This window comes from Mycobacterium sp. IDUB_1, assembly GCF_055419625.1.
In genome coordinates this window covers 1,700,717-1,717,338 of record NZ_JBVAYA010000001.1, presented here as the reverse complement: position 1 = coordinate 1,717,338, position 16,622 = coordinate 1,700,717, and the positions used below count along the sequence as shown (strand labels likewise).

At 68.4% G+C, this 16,622-nt stretch carries 16 protein-coding genes and 1 tRNA gene; 8 read left to right on the top strand and 9 right to left on the bottom strand.

Annotated features, from left to right (window positions below):
• Positions 1–31 precede the first annotated feature (31 nt).
• Genes nrfD through fdh form a run of 3 tightly spaced genes read right to left on the bottom strand, consistent with a single transcriptional unit; the run spans position 32 to position 5,195 of the window.
• Entirely contained in the window at positions 32–1,036 is a 1,005-nt protein-coding gene (gene nrfD / locus ACZYYX_RS08820; protein WP_463814040.1) for an NrfD/PsrC family molybdoenzyme membrane anchor subunit, read from the bottom strand.
• Positions 1,036–1,935 (bottom strand): 4Fe-4S dicluster domain-containing protein, encoded by a 900-nt coding sequence (locus ACZYYX_RS08815; RefSeq protein ID WP_463814039.1) that lies wholly within the window; start codon positions 1,933–1,935, stop codon positions 1,036–1,038. Before ACZYYX_RS08815 ends, nrfD begins: the two co-directional genes overlap by 1 nt.
• Complete coding sequence (gene fdh, locus ACZYYX_RS08810) at positions 1,932–5,195, bottom strand: formate dehydrogenase (RefSeq protein WP_463814038.1); 3,264 nt, start codon at positions 5,193–5,195, stop codon at positions 1,932–1,934. Before fdh ends, ACZYYX_RS08815 begins: the two co-directional genes overlap by 4 nt.
• Before the next feature lie 117 nt (positions 5,196–5,312).
• Here fdh and ACZYYX_RS08805 point away from each other — a divergent pair, with 117 nt between their 5' ends.
• Entirely contained in the window at positions 5,313–6,350 is a 1,038-nt protein-coding gene (locus ACZYYX_RS08805; protein WP_463814037.1) for a TerC family protein, read from the top strand.
• On the opposite strand, the gene ACZYYX_RS08800 is transcribed toward ACZYYX_RS08805, so the two are convergent.
• The 3 genes from ACZYYX_RS08800 to ACZYYX_RS08790 all read right to left on the bottom strand — a co-directional run bounded on the left by ACZYYX_RS08800 (position 6,307) and on the right by ACZYYX_RS08790 (position 9,444).
• The gene (locus ACZYYX_RS08800; protein ID WP_463814036.1) at positions 6,307–7,989 is read right to left on the bottom strand and encodes a SelB domain-containing protein; all 1,683 of its coding nucleotides are present in this window, start codon (positions 7,987–7,989) and stop codon (positions 6,307–6,309) included. The two genes, ACZYYX_RS08805 and ACZYYX_RS08800, sit on opposite strands and share 44 nt — an antisense overlap.
• A complete protein-coding gene (gene selA, locus ACZYYX_RS08795; RefSeq protein ID WP_463814035.1) occupies positions 7,977–9,287 on the bottom strand; it encodes an L-seryl-tRNA(Sec) selenium transferase in 1,311 nt (436 codons plus the stop codon). The genes ACZYYX_RS08800 and selA overlap by 13 nt, the downstream gene beginning before the upstream one ends.
• 62 nt (positions 9,288–9,349) lie before the next feature.
• Positions 9,350–9,444 (bottom strand) — tRNA-Sec (locus tag ACZYYX_RS08790).
• Positions 9,445–9,484: 40 nt separating this feature from the next.
• Between ACZYYX_RS08790 and selD the strand changes: the two genes are divergently transcribed.
• Positions 9,485–10,474: a selenide, water dikinase SelD gene (gene selD, locus ACZYYX_RS08785; protein ID WP_463814034.1), complete on the top strand. Its 990-nt coding sequence runs from the start codon at positions 9,485–9,487 to the stop codon at positions 10,472–10,474.
• Between the two features lie 90 nt (positions 10,475–10,564).
• Here the strand turns inward: selD and ACZYYX_RS08780 are convergent, their stop codons facing one another.
• A complete protein-coding gene (locus ACZYYX_RS08780; protein WP_463814033.1) occupies positions 10,565–11,137 on the bottom strand; it encodes a TetR-like C-terminal domain-containing protein in 573 nt (190 codons plus the stop codon).
• Positions 11,138–11,176: 39 nt separating this feature from the next.
• Here ACZYYX_RS08780 and ACZYYX_RS08775 point away from each other — a divergent pair, with 39 nt between their 5' ends.
• Both ACZYYX_RS08775 and ACZYYX_RS08770 read left to right on the top strand, forming a co-directional pair.
• Complete coding sequence (locus ACZYYX_RS08775; RefSeq protein ID WP_463814032.1) at positions 11,177–11,632, top strand: nuclear transport factor 2 family protein; 456 nt, start codon at positions 11,177–11,179, stop codon at positions 11,630–11,632.
• Positions 11,625–12,455: an NAD(P)H-binding protein gene (locus ACZYYX_RS08770; RefSeq protein ID WP_463814031.1), complete on the top strand. Its 831-nt coding sequence runs from the start codon at positions 11,625–11,627 to the stop codon at positions 12,453–12,455. Before ACZYYX_RS08775 ends, ACZYYX_RS08770 begins: the two co-directional genes overlap by 8 nt.
• Before the next feature lie 20 nt (positions 12,456–12,475).
• On the opposite strand, the gene ACZYYX_RS08765 is transcribed toward ACZYYX_RS08770, so the two are convergent.
• Positions 12,476–13,111, bottom strand: a complete 636-nt coding sequence (locus ACZYYX_RS08765) for an NADPH-dependent F420 reductase (RefSeq protein ID WP_463814030.1) — start codon at positions 13,109–13,111, stop codon at positions 12,476–12,478.
• 81 nt (positions 13,112–13,192) lie between these two features.
• On the opposite strand from ACZYYX_RS08765, the gene ACZYYX_RS08760 reads away from it, so the two are divergent.
• Positions 13,193–13,747, top strand: coding sequence for a TetR/AcrR family transcriptional regulator (locus ACZYYX_RS08760; protein WP_463814029.1), 555 nt, complete (start codon positions 13,193–13,195; stop codon positions 13,745–13,747).
• Here the strand turns inward: ACZYYX_RS08760 and ACZYYX_RS08755 are convergent.
• Positions 13,713–14,090 (bottom strand): nuclear transport factor 2 family protein, encoded by a 378-nt coding sequence (locus tag ACZYYX_RS08755; RefSeq protein WP_463814028.1) that lies wholly within the window; start codon positions 14,088–14,090, stop codon positions 13,713–13,715. The two genes, ACZYYX_RS08760 and ACZYYX_RS08755, sit on opposite strands and share 35 nt — an antisense overlap.
• Positions 14,091–14,249: 159 nt before the next feature.
• Between ACZYYX_RS08755 and ACZYYX_RS08750 the strand changes: the two genes are divergently transcribed.
• The 3 genes from ACZYYX_RS08750 to ACZYYX_RS08740 all read left to right on the top strand — a co-directional run bounded on the left by ACZYYX_RS08750 (position 14,250) and on the right by ACZYYX_RS08740 (position 16,598).
• Entirely contained in the window at positions 14,250–15,143 is an 894-nt protein-coding gene (locus ACZYYX_RS08750; RefSeq protein WP_463814027.1) for an NAD(P)H-dependent flavin oxidoreductase, read from the top strand.
• 240 nt (positions 15,144–15,383) lie between these two features.
• Complete coding sequence (locus ACZYYX_RS08745; RefSeq protein ID WP_463814026.1) at positions 15,384–15,947, top strand: hypothetical protein; 564 nt, start codon at positions 15,384–15,386, stop codon at positions 15,945–15,947.
• A 93-nt stretch (positions 15,948–16,040) separates the two neighbouring features.
• Positions 16,041–16,598: a CsbD family protein gene (locus ACZYYX_RS08740; protein ID WP_463814025.1), complete on the top strand. Its 558-nt coding sequence runs from the start codon at positions 16,041–16,043 to the stop codon at positions 16,596–16,598.
• Positions 16,599–16,622: the final 24 nt, after the last annotated feature.

Here is a 16,622-nt window from a genome sequence, read left to right as displayed (position 1 = left end):
GCCCGTATCAGGACGCACACTCGCGACACGGCTACGCCTCTCGGCGCGCCAATCTCTCCCGCTGCGGCACCACCACGTATTTCGGGTCCTGTGTCGAGGCCACACCCGCCTCGAACACGCCGAAGCGTTGCAACGCACTGCCCGCCAGAAGCGCGGCGCCCGAGGCTGCGACGGCCCAGCGCCGACGACCGGCGATAACGGCGCCCACGGCTCCGCCGACGGTGAGCAGTTCCGACGCCTGACGCAACCGGTGCGGTCGGCCGGTGGTGTACGCCTCGCCGACCAACCCGAGTTTGCGTTCCATGGCGCGCGACGCGACCACTTCCAACGCTGCCCCCGCAACTGCCATCCGCCGCGCAGGTCCGCTCTCCGACACCGGGGCAGCCAGCATGCCCAGGCCGGCCCCGCTCGCAGCGGCCGAGCCCGTGAACACGAACGGCAGGTAGGGGTGCGCCTCGTTCCACGCGGGAACCGCCGTCTGCGACAACAGCACCGCGGTGTAGGACGCCACCCCCGGGGCGACAGCGGCAGCCTCCAGGCCCGCGGGCCGCGCCGCCCACATCAGCAGCCGCCCCGGAAGTGAGCGCCGCAACCGGGACGGCAACAGCTCGGCGACGGCGGCCAATCCGGCACCCGGGCCGTAGGCGCCGAGAATCCACGTTCCCATGCTCATCGGTGAACTCGGCTTGGCCACCCTCAGCATGTGGTGAAACCGCTCGGGCCGGCCGAGATCCCCGATGAGGAAGTACATGCTTGCCAGCAGGCTCGCCAGCGCCCCGAGCCGCGACACCCGACGCAGCTGCGTGCGGCCCGTCAGGTCGGCCCCGGCGGCCAGCAGTGCCGAGCCCGCCGAGAGTCCGCCGCTGAACAGATACGCCGCGATCATCCAGTTCCACACCGGCGTCTTGAGGATCTGCCTGCCGTAATAAGACCGGAACTCTGCCGTCGGTACCGCCATGTCCTCTCGCCCGCCGCGACGGTGTCGAGTCTGGGCGTTGCGGTCTGATGCGTCAGTGTCGCTGAGCTTTTCGCGCATCAGGTCTGCTTCCCGACGAACGCCGACACTGCGATACCCGCCAGCGCCGAGGCGGCCATGCCGGCGTAGCGCCACATCGCCCCGGCGTCGCGCGTGGGTACCACCGGATCCGGTGGCAGCCCGTACACCTCGGGTTCGTCGAGCAGCAGGAAGAACGCCCCGTCGCCACCCACGCCGTCGTCGGGCGATTCGCCATAGAGCCGCGCCTCGGTGATGCCGCGCTCGTGCAGCGCATCCAGGCGTTGCGCGGCACGCTCCCGCAGCTCGTCGAGAACCCCGAACTGGATGGAGTCGGTCGGGCACGCCTTGGCGCAGGCAGGCTCGAGCCCGTCGTGCAGCCGGTCGTAGCAGAGCGTGCACTTCCACGCCCGGCCGTCACCCTCCCGCCGCTCGATCACGCCGTAGGGGCAACCGGAGACGCAGTACCCGCAGCCGTTGCAGATGTCCTGCTGCACAACGACGGTCGAGTACTCGGTACGGAACAGCGCACCCGTCGGGCAGACGTCCAGGCAGCCGGCGTGCGTGCAGTGCTTGCAGACGTCCGAGGCCATCAACCAGCGGAAGTCCGGCAATTCGCCCACCATCTCGATGGCCTTCTCGGTCACCTCGGGCATCCCGAGGTCGACGGGCGCTTTACCGGGCTGCTCGATGAACGCCACGTGCCGCCACGAGTTGGCCCCCAGATTGCCGGTGTTGTCGAACGACATACCGAGCAGGTTGAATCCGTCGCCCTCACCGGAGACGGGCACGTCATTCCACTCCTTGCACGCCACCTCACACGCCTTGCAGCCGATGCACACCGACGTGTCGGTGAAGAAGCCGACCCGCGGCGGATGCTCGTCATAGCCCGCGTCGCCCGCCGGATCGGGCAGGGGGCCGTAGAAGCTGTTGCCGCTCATGGCGTTTCCTCCGTGTGATCGGGCGACACCCGAGTGGTGTCCAGATCGGTGCCGGTGGCCTTGGTGATCCCGGCCCGCTCGCGGTAGTCCGCCAGATACTCCAGCAGCGCAGGCCCACGCGGCCGCCGTCCCGGGCGGATGTCGCACGTCGCGACCTTGCTCTCCTGGATGAACACGTTCGGATCGGCCACCACACCCAGGAGGTCGTTGACCACGTCACCGTCGATCAGCCCCGAGCCGCCCCAGTGGTAGGGCATCCAGACCTGATGCACCACATGGTCATCCACGCGCAGCGGCCGCATGCGTTCGGTGACGAACACCCGAGCGTCGACCGCCGCGCGGCTGGTCACCACGTGCGCCCACTCCATGTGCGTCAGCCCGCGCTCGGCCGCCAGCGCGGCCGACACCTCCACGAACAGCGCGGGTTGCAGCTCGGCCAGATACGGCAGCTGCCGGCTCATTCCGCCCGCCGTGTGATGTTCGGTCAGTCGGGCCGCGGTGAACACGAACGGGAACACGTCGCCGTGCGCGTCAGGCCATGACGGATTCGACGGATTGTCCTCTCGCCCATACACTTTGCGCGCCGGATTACCCTGCTGCGGGTACAGCGGGTTGCGCACCGGCGATTCATGCGGTTCGTAGTGGGTGGGCAGCGGGCCGTCCAGCACCCCGTTGGGGGCGAACAGCCAGGCCTTGCCGTCGGCCTGCATGACGAACGGGTCGTCACCCCGCAGCGCCGCCACCCCTACCGCGTCGTCGGGGGGACGGTAATCCGGCGGCTTGGTCTTCTCGAAATCCGGTACGTCGTAACCGGTCCATTCACCCTTGTCCGGATCCCACCAGACCAACTTCTTGCGCTCGCTCCAGGGCTTGCCTGCCGGATCGGCCGACGCCCGGTTGTACAGCACCCGCCGATTCAACGGCCAAGTCCAGCCCCATTCGTTGTCGTAGGGCCCCTGCTCGGTGTGCGGCTTCCGGCGGGCGGCCTGATTCACCTCGTCGGCGTACACGCCGCTGTAGATCCAACAGCCGCACATCGTCGACCCGTCGGCCTTCAGTTCCGTGTAGCCGCTGACGGCGCGGTCGGTGGTGACGTCGATGCCGCTGATGCGTCGCAGCACGTCCTCCCCCGAGGGTTCGTCGCCGTCCATCCGGTAGTTCCACGACAGATCGAGCAGTGGACGGTCGCGCTCATCGGTTGAGCCGGCGAGCTTTTCGCGCAGGATGCGGCCGAGGTGATAGAAGAACCACAGCTCCGAACGGGCGTCACCCGGGGGCTCGACGGCCTTCTCACGCCACTGCAGCATGCGCTGGGTCTGGGTGAAGGTACCCGCCTTCTCGACGTGCGACGCCGCCGGGAACAGGAACACTTCGGTGCGGCACGTCTCGGGCGAGATCTCCCCGGTCTCGATCTCCGGCCCGTCCTTCCAGAACGTCGCGCTCTCGATCTCGACGAGATCGCGCACCACGAGCCAATCCAGATTCGCCATGCCGAGACGCTGTAACTTTCCGTGCGCGGACCCCACGGCCGGATTCTGCCCGAGCAGGAAGTAGCCGAACACCTTGCCGTCCACCATGTCCATCACGGTGCGGTAGGTGCCGTGGTCGCCGTTGATGCGCGGCATGTAATCGAAGCAGAAGTCGTTCTCCGGCGTCGCCGCGTCGCCCCAGTACTCCTTGAGCAGCGACACCATGTAGGTATCGGCGTTGTGCCAGAAGCCTTTTTGATTGCGACTGGTGATCGCGTCCACGTAGTCGGCCAGTGTCTCCTGTCCGGCCCGCGGCATCGCGAGGTAGCCCGGCAGCAGGTTGAACAACGTCGGCACGTCGGTGGAGCCCTGGATGCTCGCGTGGCCGCGCAGTGCGAACACGCCACCGCCGGGCCTGCCGATGTTGCCCAACAGCAGCTGGATGATCGCTCCGGCGCGGATGTACTGCGCGCCCAGCGTGTGCTGGGTCCAGCCGACGCTGTACACCAGTGCGGCAGTCTTGTCGCGGCCCGACGCCGACGTCCACTGGCGTGCGATGTCCAGGAACTGCTCGGACGGCACCCCGCACACCCGCTCGACCATCTCGGGGGTGTAGCGCGCATAGTGCCGCTTGAGGATCTGGTAGACACAGCGCGGGTCCTGCAGCGTCGGGTCGCTCGGGATGTCGGCCGCACCCTGGATCGGAGCCCCGCCGGAGCCCTGCTGATCCGGTGCGGCGTGCTCCTTGGCGCTCGACCCGCCGCCCTCGGCGTCGGTGTTCTGGTACTGCCAGGTCTCCGGATCGTAGGACGCGGTCGCCTCGTCGTACCCGGAGAACAACCCATCGAGATCCTCGGCGTCCTGGTAGCCCTCGTCGACGAGGAACGACGCGTTGGTGTACGCGGTGACGTACTCCCGGAAGTCGAGCTCGTTGGACAGGATGTAGTTGATCACCCCACCGAGGAACGCGATGTCGCTACCGGCGCGCAGCGGAACGTGCCGGTCGGCCAACGCGCTGGTGCGGGTGAACCGCGGGTCGATGTGGACGACCTCGACCCCGCGCGCCTTGGCCTCCATCACCCACTGGAAGCCGACCGGGTGCGCCTCGGCCATGTTCGACCCCATGATGACAATGAAGTCCGAATTGACGAGATCCTGCTGGTAGTCCGTCGCCCCGCCGCGACCGAAGGAGGCCCCCAGACCGGGAACCGTGGCGCTGTGTCAAATACGCGCCTGGTTCTCGATCTGTAGGGCGCCCAGCGCGGTGAACAGCTTCTTGATCAGGTAGTTCTCTTCGTTGTCGAGCGTGGCGCCGCCGAGGCTGGCCAGCCCCATCGTGCGGCGCAGCGTGTTGCGGTCGGCATCGAACTGTTGCCAGCCCTTCTCGCGGGCGTCGAGCACGCGGTCGGCGACCATGTCCATCGCGGTCTCGAGATCGAGGTCCTGCCACTCGGTGGCGTACGGCGCGCGATAGCGGATTTTCGTGAGCCGCTGCGGCCCGGTCACCAGCTGCTTGCTGGCCGAGCCTTTCGGGCACAGCCGGCCGCGCGAGATCGGGCTGTCGGGGTTGCCCTCGATCTGGACGACCTTGTCGTCTTTGACGTACACCTTCTGCGCGCAGCCGACGGCGCAGAAGGGGCACACCGAGTGCGCGACGTGGTCGGCTTCGGCCGTGCGCGGGGTCAGGGTCAGCGAACGCCGCGACTGGGCGGCATGGCCGCGGCCGAGCTTGTCATCGCCGGTGAGTTGTCGGTACACAGGCCAGGATTCGATCAACTTCTTGAAATCCACCCACCGCCTCCTTCACCCGCGACACCACCGATCCAACCGCCGGTTGTGCGCGTTGGCAAGGCGGGGACTACCCGGTGAACAGCAGGTTAACCTTCGAACCTCCTGTACAAAGGGTGCATGCTCGAGATCAGCCTTCTGACCTGGGGGGTGACGATCGGTCTGATCGTCGCTCTGCTCGCCGTCGACTTGATCCTTGCCGCGGTTCGCCCCCACCGCGTCGGATTCCGGGAAGCCACTGCGTGGTCGGTGTTCTACATCGCCGTCGCGATCGCGTTCGGGGTGTGGTTCATGGCCACCTACGGCACCGACTTCGGCACGCAGTACTTCGCCGGCTACATCGTCGAGAAGAGCCTGTCGGTCGACAACCTGTTCGTGTTCGTGATCATCATGGCGACGTTCGCGGTGCCCGAGGAACATCAGCACAAGGTGCTGACGTTCGGCATCATCCTGGCGCTGATCATGCGCGCGATCTTCATCGCCGTCGGCGCGACGCTGCTGTCGCTGTTCTCGTTCATGTTCCTGATCTTCGGCATCCTGCTGATCCTGACGGCGGTGCAGCTCTTCCGGCACCGCGACGAGGACCCCGACGTCGAGAACAACATCATGATCAAGGCGACGCGCAAGTTCCTGCCTCTGAGCGACGACTACGACGGCGGGAAGCTGACCACCCGCATTCAGGGCCGCAAGATGGCCACGCCGTTGCTCGCGGTGCTGATCGCGATCGGCAGTGTGGATCTGCTGTTCGCGCTGGACTCGATTCCCGCGGTTTTCGGGGTCACGTCCGAGCCCTACATCGTGTTCGCCGCGAACGCGTTCGCACTGCTGGGTCTGCGCGCCCTGTTCTTCCTGGTCAAGGGCCTGCTGGATCGGCTGGTGTATCTGTCGACGGGCCTGTCGATCATCCTGGCGTTCATCGGTGTGAAGCTGGTGCTGCACTGGGGCCACGTCGACGTCAACCCGAACATCCCCGAGGTGAACACCTACCTGAGCCTGGTGGTGATCGTCGTGATCCTCGCCGTCACCACCATCGCCAGCCTGGCGAAGACCCGCAAGGACCCCAGCGCGAAGGCCCATCCGGGCTCGCTGCGCGCCACTCCCAAGAACACTGCGGTCACGGAGCCAGAACGCGCGTCCCGTCGGGACGGCGTCGGCTGACCCCGCGCGCGTCGAGCGCCTCGAGAAGGGGCACGGCGACCCGACGGGTGGTGTCCAGCGCCCGTTTGGCGTCGGCGACGGTGAACGGCTGCGGCACGCCGGCGAGGACCTCGGCGGCGCGCTGGTAGGCCTGCGGACCGAGCACCACGCCGTCGGCGATCTTGACCAGCCGGCCTGCCCGCACCGCCGCCGCCAGCTCCCTCGGCCCTAGGTGCAGCTCGGCCAGCTCGTCGGCGTCCGGCGCGCGAAACGGCTCGGCGGCCAGCCACTCCTCGAGCGTGGACACCGCTTTCTCCACGCGATCGGGCAGCGCGGCACCGGGCCGCCGGACCCGGCCGTCGGCGACTTCGAGACCGGTGCCGGCGGCCAATGCGGTGACGAGCTCGATGGCGGGCAACTCGAGGTCGCGCCGCAGCTCCTCGGTCGGCATGCCCGCGGCGATGTCATGCCCGGCTGACCAGCGCGCCACCGCGCTCACCAGGTCCTCGCGCCGTTGCGCCCACCACTTCGCGTCGACCACCCACTCCCCCACGCGCTCGCCCACAGGCTCGAAACCCCTGGCGCGCAGATCTTTCACGCGTGCACACACCGGTGGCGAGACCCGCCCGGTGGCGAGTTCGGCTGCCCGGGTACGGGCATCGCCGCGCCGCTGCAAGGCCGGCGGCGCGACGTCGAGCACCTCGATTCCGGCGGCAATGCGGTGTTCGCCGGGATCGCGGAGCAGCCCGATGTCGCCGATGCGCAGGGGCAGCGCGCGCGGCAGTCGCAGCCGTGCCGCTGCATCGCCCAGCGGTCGCACGTGGACGGGCATCGACGCGGATCCGATGTGCAGCACCAACTCCTGCTGCAGTTTTCCGGCTGCCCGCAGCGCGACGTCGATCTCGCAGGTACCGCGCCAGGCTCCGGGCGTACAGAGGGTGTCGCCGCGCGTGATGTCGTGGTGGTCGACGCCGCGGAGGTTGACGGCGACGCGTGCCACCGCAGCGACCTTCTGATGATCTCGGCCGAGGGACTGCACGCCGCGCACGGTCACGCGACGGCCGTTGTGTACCAGCTCGTCACCGACGCGGATGGTGCCGGCCGCCAACGTGCCCGTGACGACGGTGCCGGCGCCACGAACCGTGAACGACCGGTCCACCCACAGCCGCACATCGGCATCTCGATCCGGCGCCGGTAGACGGTCTGTGAGCGCCACGAGTTCGCTTCGCACGGAATCGATGTCGGTGCCGAGCACGATCCTTGCGTCGGGGAGCTGCTGACGCACATCAGCGATGGCCGATGCCGGGTCGGCGAGGTCGGCCTTGCTGATGACGACCAGCAGGTGGCGCAAGCCGAGGGCGCGCAGTGCGGCGGCGTGCTCGTCGGACTGCGGCATCCAGCCCTCGGTGGCGGCGACGACGAACATGATGGCCGGGACGGGCCCCACGCCGGCGAGCATGTTCCCGACGAAGCGTTCGTGGCCAGGGACGTCGACGAATGCGATCTCCCGACCGGCGATGTCGGCCCACGCGAAGCCGAGGTCGATGGTCAGGCCACGACGCCGCTCCTCGGCGAGCCGGTCCGGCCCCATACCCGTGAGCCGTTCCACCAGAGTCGATTTGCCGTGGTCGACGTGTCCTGCCGTCGCTACGACATACATGACCGCACTGCCTCGAGCATCGCCTCATCGTCTTCTGGCGCAACGGTGCGCAGGTCGAGCAGGCAGCGACCGTCCTCGATACGTCCGACCACCGCACGCTCACCGGTCCTCAGCGCGGCGGCGTACTGCACAGGGAGAGCGATTGCGACACTGGGTAATTCGACGTCCGGAGCGCCGCCGCCGCCCACCGCGGACATGCAGTCGACGACCTCGGCGCCGGGCACCTGAACCGCCAACCTCGAGGCTCGAGTCCGCAGCTCGGCCACGTCGGCCGTCAGCGCCTGCGCGACCGGCGTCGGCGGTCCGACCAGCGTGGCCTCCAGCGCGGCCAGCGTCAGCTTGTCCACGCGCAGTGCGCGGGCCGCGGGATGTCGGCGCAGTCGTTCGATGAGCTCAGCCGCACCGAACAGCAACCCGGCCTGCGGACCGCCGAGCAGCTTGTCACCGCTGGCGGTGACCAGGTCGGCGCCGTGGCGCAGCACGGTTGCCGCGTCGGGCTCGTCGGGCAGCAGCGGGTGCGGGCTCAGCAGGCCCGAGCCGATGTCGACCACCAGCGTCACCGAATTTCCCCCGTCGCTACGCTCGCCCCGGCAGAGCGTCGCGAGGTCGCGCACCGAGACCGTCGAGGTGAAACCGCTGACGTGGTAGTTCGACGGGTGCACTTTGAGGATGAAGCCGGTGTCGGGCCCGATCGCGTCGGCGTAGTCGCGCAGGTGCGTGCGATTGGTGGTCCCGACCTCGCGGATGCGGGCGCCGGTGGACGTCATCAGCTCGGGCAGCCGGAATCCGTCGCCGATCTCGATGAGCTCGCCGCGGCTGACGATCATCTCCTTGCCGGGCGCGAGCGTCATCGCGGTCAGCAGCAGCGCGGCCGCGTTGTTGTTCACGACGTGCACAGCCTCGGCGGCGGGCACCGCGGCGGCCAGGGCGGCCAGCGCACCCCTGCCGCGGCGGGCCCGGCGCCCGGTCGCGAGGTCGAACTCGACGTCGGTGGCGCCGCTGGCGGTGGTCACCGCGTCGATCGCCGCCTGCGACAGCGGGGCGCGGCCCAAATTGGTGTGCACGACGACGCCGGTCGCGTTGATGACAGGCCGCAGCGTGGCTGCGCTCGTGGGTAGCGATGCGACCGCGTGATCGGCGACCTGCTCGGGGTCGATCTCCCCGGCGCGAGCCCGCTGCTGTGCGTCTGCCACCACACCCTTGACCAGCACGCGGCCCAGCGTGTCAGCCGCGGCGACCAGCCGCGGATCGGCGAGCACGGCGTCAGTGCGCGGCACCCGACGGCGCGGGTCACTCATGGCGATTTCGGCGTGGTTGTCTGCGCTCCGCGACGTCGATCACGCCGAAATCGCGGGGGAAATGGCGGAGGCGGACGGGAATCGAACCCGCCAGCGACAGGAACTGCCGCTCAGCGATTTTGAAGATCGGGCCGGTCACCAGACCGGATACGCCTCCCTGAGCCACCTCCCCATCATGGCAGGGCAGCATGGACGCCATGACGCACCGGCTCACGCAGTACGCCCACGGCGGCGGCTGTGCCTGCAAGATCCCGCCCGGCGAGCTCGAAGAGGTGGTTCGCGGGCTCCGGCACCGGACGCCGGTGAATGCTCTCGGCGAGTTGCTCGTCGGCCTGGACGACGGCGACGACGCTGCCGCGGTCCGGATCGAGGGCGGCACCGCGCTCATCGCGACGACGGACTTCTTCACTCCCGTCGTCGACGACGCCTACGACTGGGGCCGGATCGCGGCGACCAATGCGTTGTCCGACGTGTACGCGATGGGTGGGCGGCCGGTGGTGGCGGTGAACCTGCTGGGCTGGCCGCGCGACGTGCTGCCGTTCGACCTGGCCGCCGAGACGCTGCGTGGCGGCATGGACGTCTGCGTGCAGGCGGGCTGCCACCTCGCCGGCGGACACAGCGTCGACGATCCCGAACCGAAGTACGGCCTGGCGGTCACGGGCATCGCCGATCCGGACCGGTTGCTGCGCAACGACGCCGGCGTGGCCGGTGTGCCGCTGTCGTTGACGAAGCCACTGGGCATCGGTGTGCTCAACAGCCGGCACAAGAACACCGGGGAACGCTTCGAGCAGGCGATCGATGCGATGACGACGTTGAACGCCGAGGCATCTCAGGCAGCCTTGACGGCCGGTGTCCGCTGCGCCACCGATGTCACGGGCTTCGGTCTGCTCGGGCACCTGCACAAGCTGGCACGCGCGAGCGGGGTGACAGCCGTGCTCGATGCGGGCGCCGTGCCCTATCTCGACGGCGCCCGGGAGGCGCTGCGGGACGGGTACGTCAGCGGCGGCACGCGGCGCAACCTGGAGTGGGTCCGTCCGCACATCGAGCTGTCGGTCGACGAGGACGAGGCGCTGCTGCTGGCCGACGCGCAGACCTCGGGCGGGCTGCTGATCGCCGGCGAGATCCCCGGCGCGCCGGTCATCGGCGAGCTGGTCCCCCGCACCGACCACACGATCGTCGTGCGCTGACGCCCCCGTTCCGCGAGCGCGCGTGTCTGTACATCCCCGCGCGGCGTGTCGCGTGCCTCTGCGCGCGCTCACCGGCCACCGAGCGCGCGTTCAATGCGCACGGAACCCCATGGCGTGCAGCACCGAGTCGACCACCCGGTCGAGGAACTCCGGGCTGGTCTGCTGTCGGCGCCCGCAAATCCGCCAGAACACCGGCGCGGCAACCAGATCCAACACATACTCGCTGTCGACATTCGAGGAGACCTCGCCGCGAGCAATTGCCGCGTCGATCACCGCCTGTCCGTAGCCGCGCCGGGCGGCCCCGACACGATCGGTCAGCGCTGCCGCCAGCGCGGGATTGCGCATGGCTTCGGCAAGCAGGTCGGGCAGTATGCGCGACATCCGGGAGTCGTTCAGCCACTCGTCGACCCCGGTGACGAGCGCTGCGACGTCGGACCGCAGATCGTCTGACGGCACCGTGGCCGCGGCGGGAACGCTGAGCCCGGCGACGACGTCGAGCACCATCTCCTGTTTCGACGGCCACCGCCGATACAGGGCGGCCTTACCGGCCCGCGCCCGCCGCGCCACCGCGTCCATCGACAGCCGCCCGAAACCGACCGCGGCCAGCTCGTCGAGCACCGCTTCCACGATTCCATCGGTGACCTGGGCTCGCAGATTCGTCATCTCAGGAATAGTAAACGAGACGACACCGTTCCGTCTCGTATGACTCAGCCAACTGATGAAGACCGCCGGGCCCACGCCGACGAGGTGATCGACGCCCTGCTCGAGAGCCTGCGCCGCAACGACATGTCCGCCTTCGCCGCGCAATGGGCGCCTGACGGGTCGATGGAGTTCCCGTTCGCCGCGGCCGACTATCCGGTGCTGCACAGCCGCGCAGACGTCCAGGACTACCTCAAGGACTACAGCAACATCCTACGCATCGACACCGTGACCGAGCTGCGGCGCCACCACACCCTCGACCCGGAGACCGTGATCCTGGAGTTCTCCGCCGACGGCGTTGTCCTGCAATCGAACTCGCCGTACCACATGGACTACGTCGGCGTGATCACCGTCGGCCCCGACGGAGTGCGGCACTACCGCGACTATTGGAGCCCGGCTGCAGCCGCCGCGGCGCTCGGTGACGGAGACCTCCTGGCGAAGGGCGTCAGGAATGACTGATCCCGTCCTGGTCCTCGGGGCGACCGGCAACACCGGCACGCCCGTCGTCGCCCGCCTGCGCGCCCTGGGGTACCGGGCGCGAGCGGCCAGCCGGCACCCTGATCGCACCGATCCGGATGCGGTCGCCTTTGACTGGGCCGACGACACGACCTTCGCCGCGGCGCTGAGCGGTGTGCGGGCGATGTACCTGGTCGCTCCGACGAGCTCTGCCGATCCGGTGCCGATGGTGCGCGCCTTCCTCGAGCAGGCGGTGGCGCAGGGGGTGCAGAGGGTCGTGGCGTTGAGTTCGTCGGCGATCAAGCGGGGCGAGCCCGGTTTGGGCGAGATCCACGCGATGGTCGCCGACACCTTCGCCGAAGCCAGCGTGCTCAGGCCCTCGTGGTTCATGCAGAACTTCGTCGGTCCCCACCCGCTGTCGCAGAGCATTCGGCAGACGCACGAGATCGTCACGGCCACCGGCGCGGGCCGGCTCGGCTTCATCGACGCCGACGACATCGCCGCCGTCGCCGTCGAAGCTCTGGTCGCCTCCGAGCACGTCGGTGAAGAATTGCTCCTGACCGGCCCGGAGTCGCTGTCCTACACCGATGCCGCGGCGATCGCGTCCGACGTGCTCGGTGAGCAGATCCGCCATGTCGACGTCTCGGTGGCCGAACTCGCAACCCGCCTGGCCACTGCCGGCTATCCGCAGACTTTCGCGGATGTGCTGGCCGGGCTCGACGAATGCATCCGCGCCGGCGAGCAGGACTTCGTGACGACAACCGTCCGCGACATCACCGGGCGCCCCCCGACCTCGCTCCGCACCTTCCTCGCCGCGCACTGGTGACGGCCCGCACCGCGGGCGCGCTACACCAGGTCCATCTCCCCTGGCGACGCTCCCCCGATCGCCTGCGAGATGAAGCTACGGGTGGTCAGCGGTCCGCCGAACTGTTGGAGCAGCCCACCGGCGTCGTTGCGGCCCAGATCGATTGGCTCGAAGCCGAAGCGTTCCATCAGTGCCGCGACCTCGCCATTGGCAGAGGGGTCGTTGCCCGAGACGAACAGCACCCGCCGCCCGCCGCGGCCGTCCCCGGGCTCGCGAGCGAGCACCTTGGCCCACGTGTGTCCGAAGGCTTTCACCACGCGGGCTCCGCTCGCCCACTCCTCCACCAGATCCGACGACGCGCGCCCGCCGAGGTCCGCTGGCGAGAAGTCGTTGTAGTCAATGGCATTCGTGGCATCGACGATGATCCTGCCGGACCAGTCCGGCACCTGGCCGACGAGCGCCTGCACCGCGTCGAACGGGACGGCCAGAATCACCACCCCGGCCTGAAGCGCGTCGGAGACGTCGGACGGGGTGACGTTCGGCCCGAGGCGCTGCGCCAACGGGGCGACGGTGTCGGGGCCGCGTGACGCAGCGACGGCGACGTCGATGCCGGTGCGGGCGAAGTGTCCCGCCAACGCAGAGCCGATGTTCCCCGAACCGATGATCGCGTAGCTCATGGCGGCCTCTCGATTTTTTTGTAGTGGTCGTTCAAGCGACGACGCTAGCAGAGGCCCCGCGAAGGTGCATAGGATCAGACGGTGGGCCGGCCGCCGAAGTTCGATCGCGCAGAAGCGCTGCAGGCGGCGATGCATCTGTTCTGGGACAGAGGTTTTGACCGCACCTCGATCAACGATCTGACCGCAGCCATGGGCATCTCCCCACCGAGTCTGTATGCCGCTTTCGGCGACAAGCAGGCGCTGTTCGACGCCACAGTCGAGCTCTACGAGCGGTCCGCGGTCGTGCCGCCGGCGCTCGAGGCGCCTACCGCGCACGAGGTGTTCGCGACGATGCTCGACCGGGCCGTCGAGCTGTACACCCGTCCGGCGCACCCTCCGGGCTGCTTCGTCATCTCCGACCCGACGCTGCGCGCACGCCGCGATTCCGGCCGCGATGCGATCGCCCGCCGCCTACGCCGGTCCCAGCGAGCTGGTGATCTGCCCGCAACCGTCGACGTGACCGCGCTGACCGACTACATCGACCTGGTGCTGCGGGGATTGTCGGCCAAGGCACGCGACGGGGCGTCCCGCCGGCAGTTGCGCGCCGCGGCCGATATCGCGCTCATGGCGTGGCCGGCTCCTGGGTCAGAACGGTGAACAACTGCGCGATCACGCCGTTCTCGATGAGCGCGACGTCGAACCCCGCGACCAGCACATCGCGGGTGCCCGGCACGTAGACCTCGAAGTTCAGGTAGCCCATGTTGGCCACCTGATGCACCGGTCCGGCCTGGGTGAACGACAACCCGGCCAGCGGCCCGTCCAGCAGCACCTGCGCCTTCGCGTGCAATGGATCCTGGCCGACCACGGTCTCCTCGGCGTCTGACCACCGAACGTCGGCAGCGTAGTTGCGGCGCACCACCGCGAGCCGGGCATCGGCATCACGCTCGTTGAACACCGCAAGCAGGTTCTCTTCCATCAGCCGAACGATGTCGTCGCTCACAGGACCTCACTCTCGAGACGGGGAGTTTTATAGTGCCCATGCAAGTTACCCCCGTTTCCCCGCGAGCGCGCGCGTCTGCACGCCGCCACCCGGCGCGTCGCGTGCCGCAGCGTGCGCTCGCCACACACCGAGCGCAGCACATCTGCCTACGATCATTTCATGCTCGATCTCGTGGTCCCGATCCTCAACGCACCGATGGGTGGGGTCGCCGGCGGGAAGCTGGCCGCAGCGGTCTCGCGCGCCGGCGGCCTGGGCATGATCGGAATGGGCAGCAGCGCAACACCATCCACTCTGCTCACAGAACTGCCACACGTCCTCGACATCCCGTTCGGCATCGGCCTGATCGGCTGGCGGGTGCGCAATGACCCCCGCCTGCTGGAGACCGCCCTCGCGGCACATCCGACCCTGCTGTCCGTCAGCTTCTGCGACGACTTCTCGTGGGTCGACACCGCCCACGATGCCCGTGCGCTGACCGCCACCCAGGTCGCTGATCTCGACCAGGCGCGACGAGCCGAAGACGCCGGCGTCGACGTGCTGGTCGCGCGGGGCGCCGAGGGCGGCGGCCATGGTCAGCCCCGCATGGCACTCTCGGCGCTGCTTGCGCAGATCCTGGACCACACGGAATTGCCCGTGCTGGCCGCAGGCGGCATCGCGTCCCGGAGATCGCTGGCCGACGTGCTCGCCGCCGGAGCGGTAGGTGCGTGGATCGGCACGGCGTTCGCAGCCTGCCGAGAGTCTCTGCTCCCGGACGGGGCACGTCAGGCAATGATCACCGCGAGTGCCGACGACACTGTCATCTCTCGCGTCTTCGACGTCGCACTCGGCTACCCGTGGCCGGAAGACACGCCGGAACGATTGCTACGCAACGCTTTCACTGACCGCTGGAGCGGCCGCGAGCAGGACATCGACAGCGCAGCGACAGATGCTCTCCACAAGGCGGTCGCCCTCCGCGACTACCGGCTGGCGCCAGTCAACGCCGGGCTGGGCGTCGGGGAATTGACTGCGGTCGAATCCGTCGCCGGCGTCATCGACCGATTCTGGGAGCGAAACTGATCCGCTCTTTGGCGGAGAGGTGTACCCGATAGCGCGCTCGGAGAAACATCGCCGGAGTGGCAGCAGGCAAGGCGTACACTCAAGAGAGTCAGCCAAGTCAAGATCGAATCTCATTCGACCCGAATGTGATTCGTCGCAGACACCATGTGAGCTTGTGTAGTCGCGTCGAGTCCCGACGTTGCCAACTGACCGGGACAGCCACTCGGCATCCACGACGTACTCACGATCTCAAAGGTCTTCATGTCATCACGCAATACGCTCGTTCGATCCCTGCACGACCTCGGCGCCGCAGCGTGGTTCGGCGGTTCACTGATGGGGGCTGTCGGGGTCAACGGCGCTGCTGCCTCTGTTCGCGATTCGCATGACCGCCTCCGCGTTGCCGCCGTGGGTTGGGCCAAATGGGCACCCGTCAGCGCCGTGGCCATCGGAGCGCACCTGTTGGGTGGCGCCGCGATCCTCTATGCCAATCGCGATCGAGCCAGGCACCAGTCGGGCGTCACGTCCAACACCATCGCGAAGACCCTCCTCACCGGTGCAGCGCTGGGCGCCACCGCGTACAGCGGACTACTCGGCGCCAAAACTACTGATGGCGATGGGACTCCGGCAGAAGGGGCGACAGATCCAACGGCAGCCACTCCAGACGAGGTGGCAGACGCACAACGTCAGCTGCGCTACTTGCAGTGGGCATTACCCGTACTCACGGGCACGATCCTGATCCTGAGCGCACAGCAAGGCGAGCAGCAACGGCCCACGCAGATCCTCACCGGCGTCGGTAATTCGCTGGCACGACGAGTGCGGGACTGATTTCCCGCTCGCAAGCGATCAGAGTTCCGATTTCCAACGACACCGAGGTCGCCTCACGACGACGCCGATCGTGTTGTCACACAAGGAGAAACAATGACAGAGCATGATGATGCCGGCCGAGCCCGCAAAGGTCTGATCGACATGGTGAAAGGCAAGGCCAAAGAATTCGTCGGGGCGGTGACTGGCAACGACTCGATGACCGCCGAGGGCCAACTCGAGCAGATGGCGGCCCGAGAGCACAAACACGCCAACACCGTGGAGGCGGTCGCCGACGCCGAAGCAGTGCAGGCCCGCGCGGAGGCAGCGGAAGCACAGCGGCGGGGTGCGCAGGAGCGCAGCGCGGTCAACGCCGAAGCCGCGGCCACCGAGCGGGCGGTGCACGAGCAGCAGCAGGATCAGAAGCGCGAGGCCGAACGCGCCGCCGCTGCACAGGCCGCCGAGAAAAAGGTTCAGGCCGATGTCGACGCGCAGCACGATGTGCAACAGGCGAAGGCCGAAGAGCAGGCCCAGATGTCGGCGGCCGCGCAGGATGTCGCGCATGCCGTCGACGAGCGGGAGACCGTGGAGCACGTCACCACCAACGCCCACGAAGAAGCCGACCGCATCAGGGCACGCGCCGCGCGCCTCACCCACGAAGCCGATCTGCCATGAGCACCGGCCAGCCGCAGGAGTCAT

What these genes read in the sequence shown, in the direction of transcription:
- nrfD (WP_463814040.1), bottom strand. Translation starts at nt 1,036, where the DNA reads ATGCGCGAAAAGCTCAGCGACACTGACGCATCAGACCGCAACGCCCAG.
- ACZYYX_RS08815 (WP_463814039.1), bottom strand. Translation starts at nt 1,935, where the DNA reads ATGAGCGGCAACAGCTTCTACGGCCCCCTGCCCGATCCGGCGGGCGAC.
- ACZYYX_RS08805 (WP_463814037.1), top strand. Translation starts at nt 5,313, where the DNA reads ATGCTCGAGATCAGCCTTCTGACCTGGGGGGTGACGATCGGTCTGATC.
- ACZYYX_RS08800 (WP_463814036.1), bottom strand. Translation starts at nt 7,989, where the DNA reads ATGTATGTCGTAGCGACGGCAGGACACGTCGACCACGGCAAATCGACT.
- selA (WP_463814035.1), bottom strand. Translation starts at nt 9,287, where the DNA reads ATGAGTGACCCGCGCCGTCGGGTGCCGCGCACTGACGCCGTGCTCGCC.
- selD (WP_463814034.1), top strand. Translation starts at nt 9,485, where the DNA reads ATGACGCACCGGCTCACGCAGTACGCCCACGGCGGCGGCTGTGCCTGC.
- ACZYYX_RS08780 (WP_463814033.1), bottom strand. Translation starts at nt 11,137, where the DNA reads ATGACGAATCTGCGAGCCCAGGTCACCGATGGAATCGTGGAAGCGGTG.
- ACZYYX_RS08775 (WP_463814032.1), top strand. Translation starts at nt 11,177, where the DNA reads ATGACTCAGCCAACTGATGAAGACCGCCGGGCCCACGCCGACGAGGTG.
- ACZYYX_RS08770 (WP_463814031.1), top strand. Translation starts at nt 11,625, where the DNA reads ATGACTGATCCCGTCCTGGTCCTCGGGGCGACCGGCAACACCGGCACG.
- ACZYYX_RS08765 (WP_463814030.1), bottom strand. Translation starts at nt 13,111, where the DNA reads ATGAGCTACGCGATCATCGGTTCGGGGAACATCGGCTCTGCGTTGGCG.
- ACZYYX_RS08750 (WP_463814027.1), top strand. Translation starts at nt 14,250, where the DNA reads ATGCTCGATCTCGTGGTCCCGATCCTCAACGCACCGATGGGTGGGGTC.
- ACZYYX_RS08745 (WP_463814026.1), top strand. Translation starts at nt 15,384, where the DNA reads ATGTCATCACGCAATACGCTCGTTCGATCCCTGCACGACCTCGGCGCC.
- ACZYYX_RS08740 (WP_463814025.1), top strand. Translation starts at nt 16,041, where the DNA reads ATGACAGAGCATGATGATGCCGGCCGAGCCCGCAAAGGTCTGATCGAC.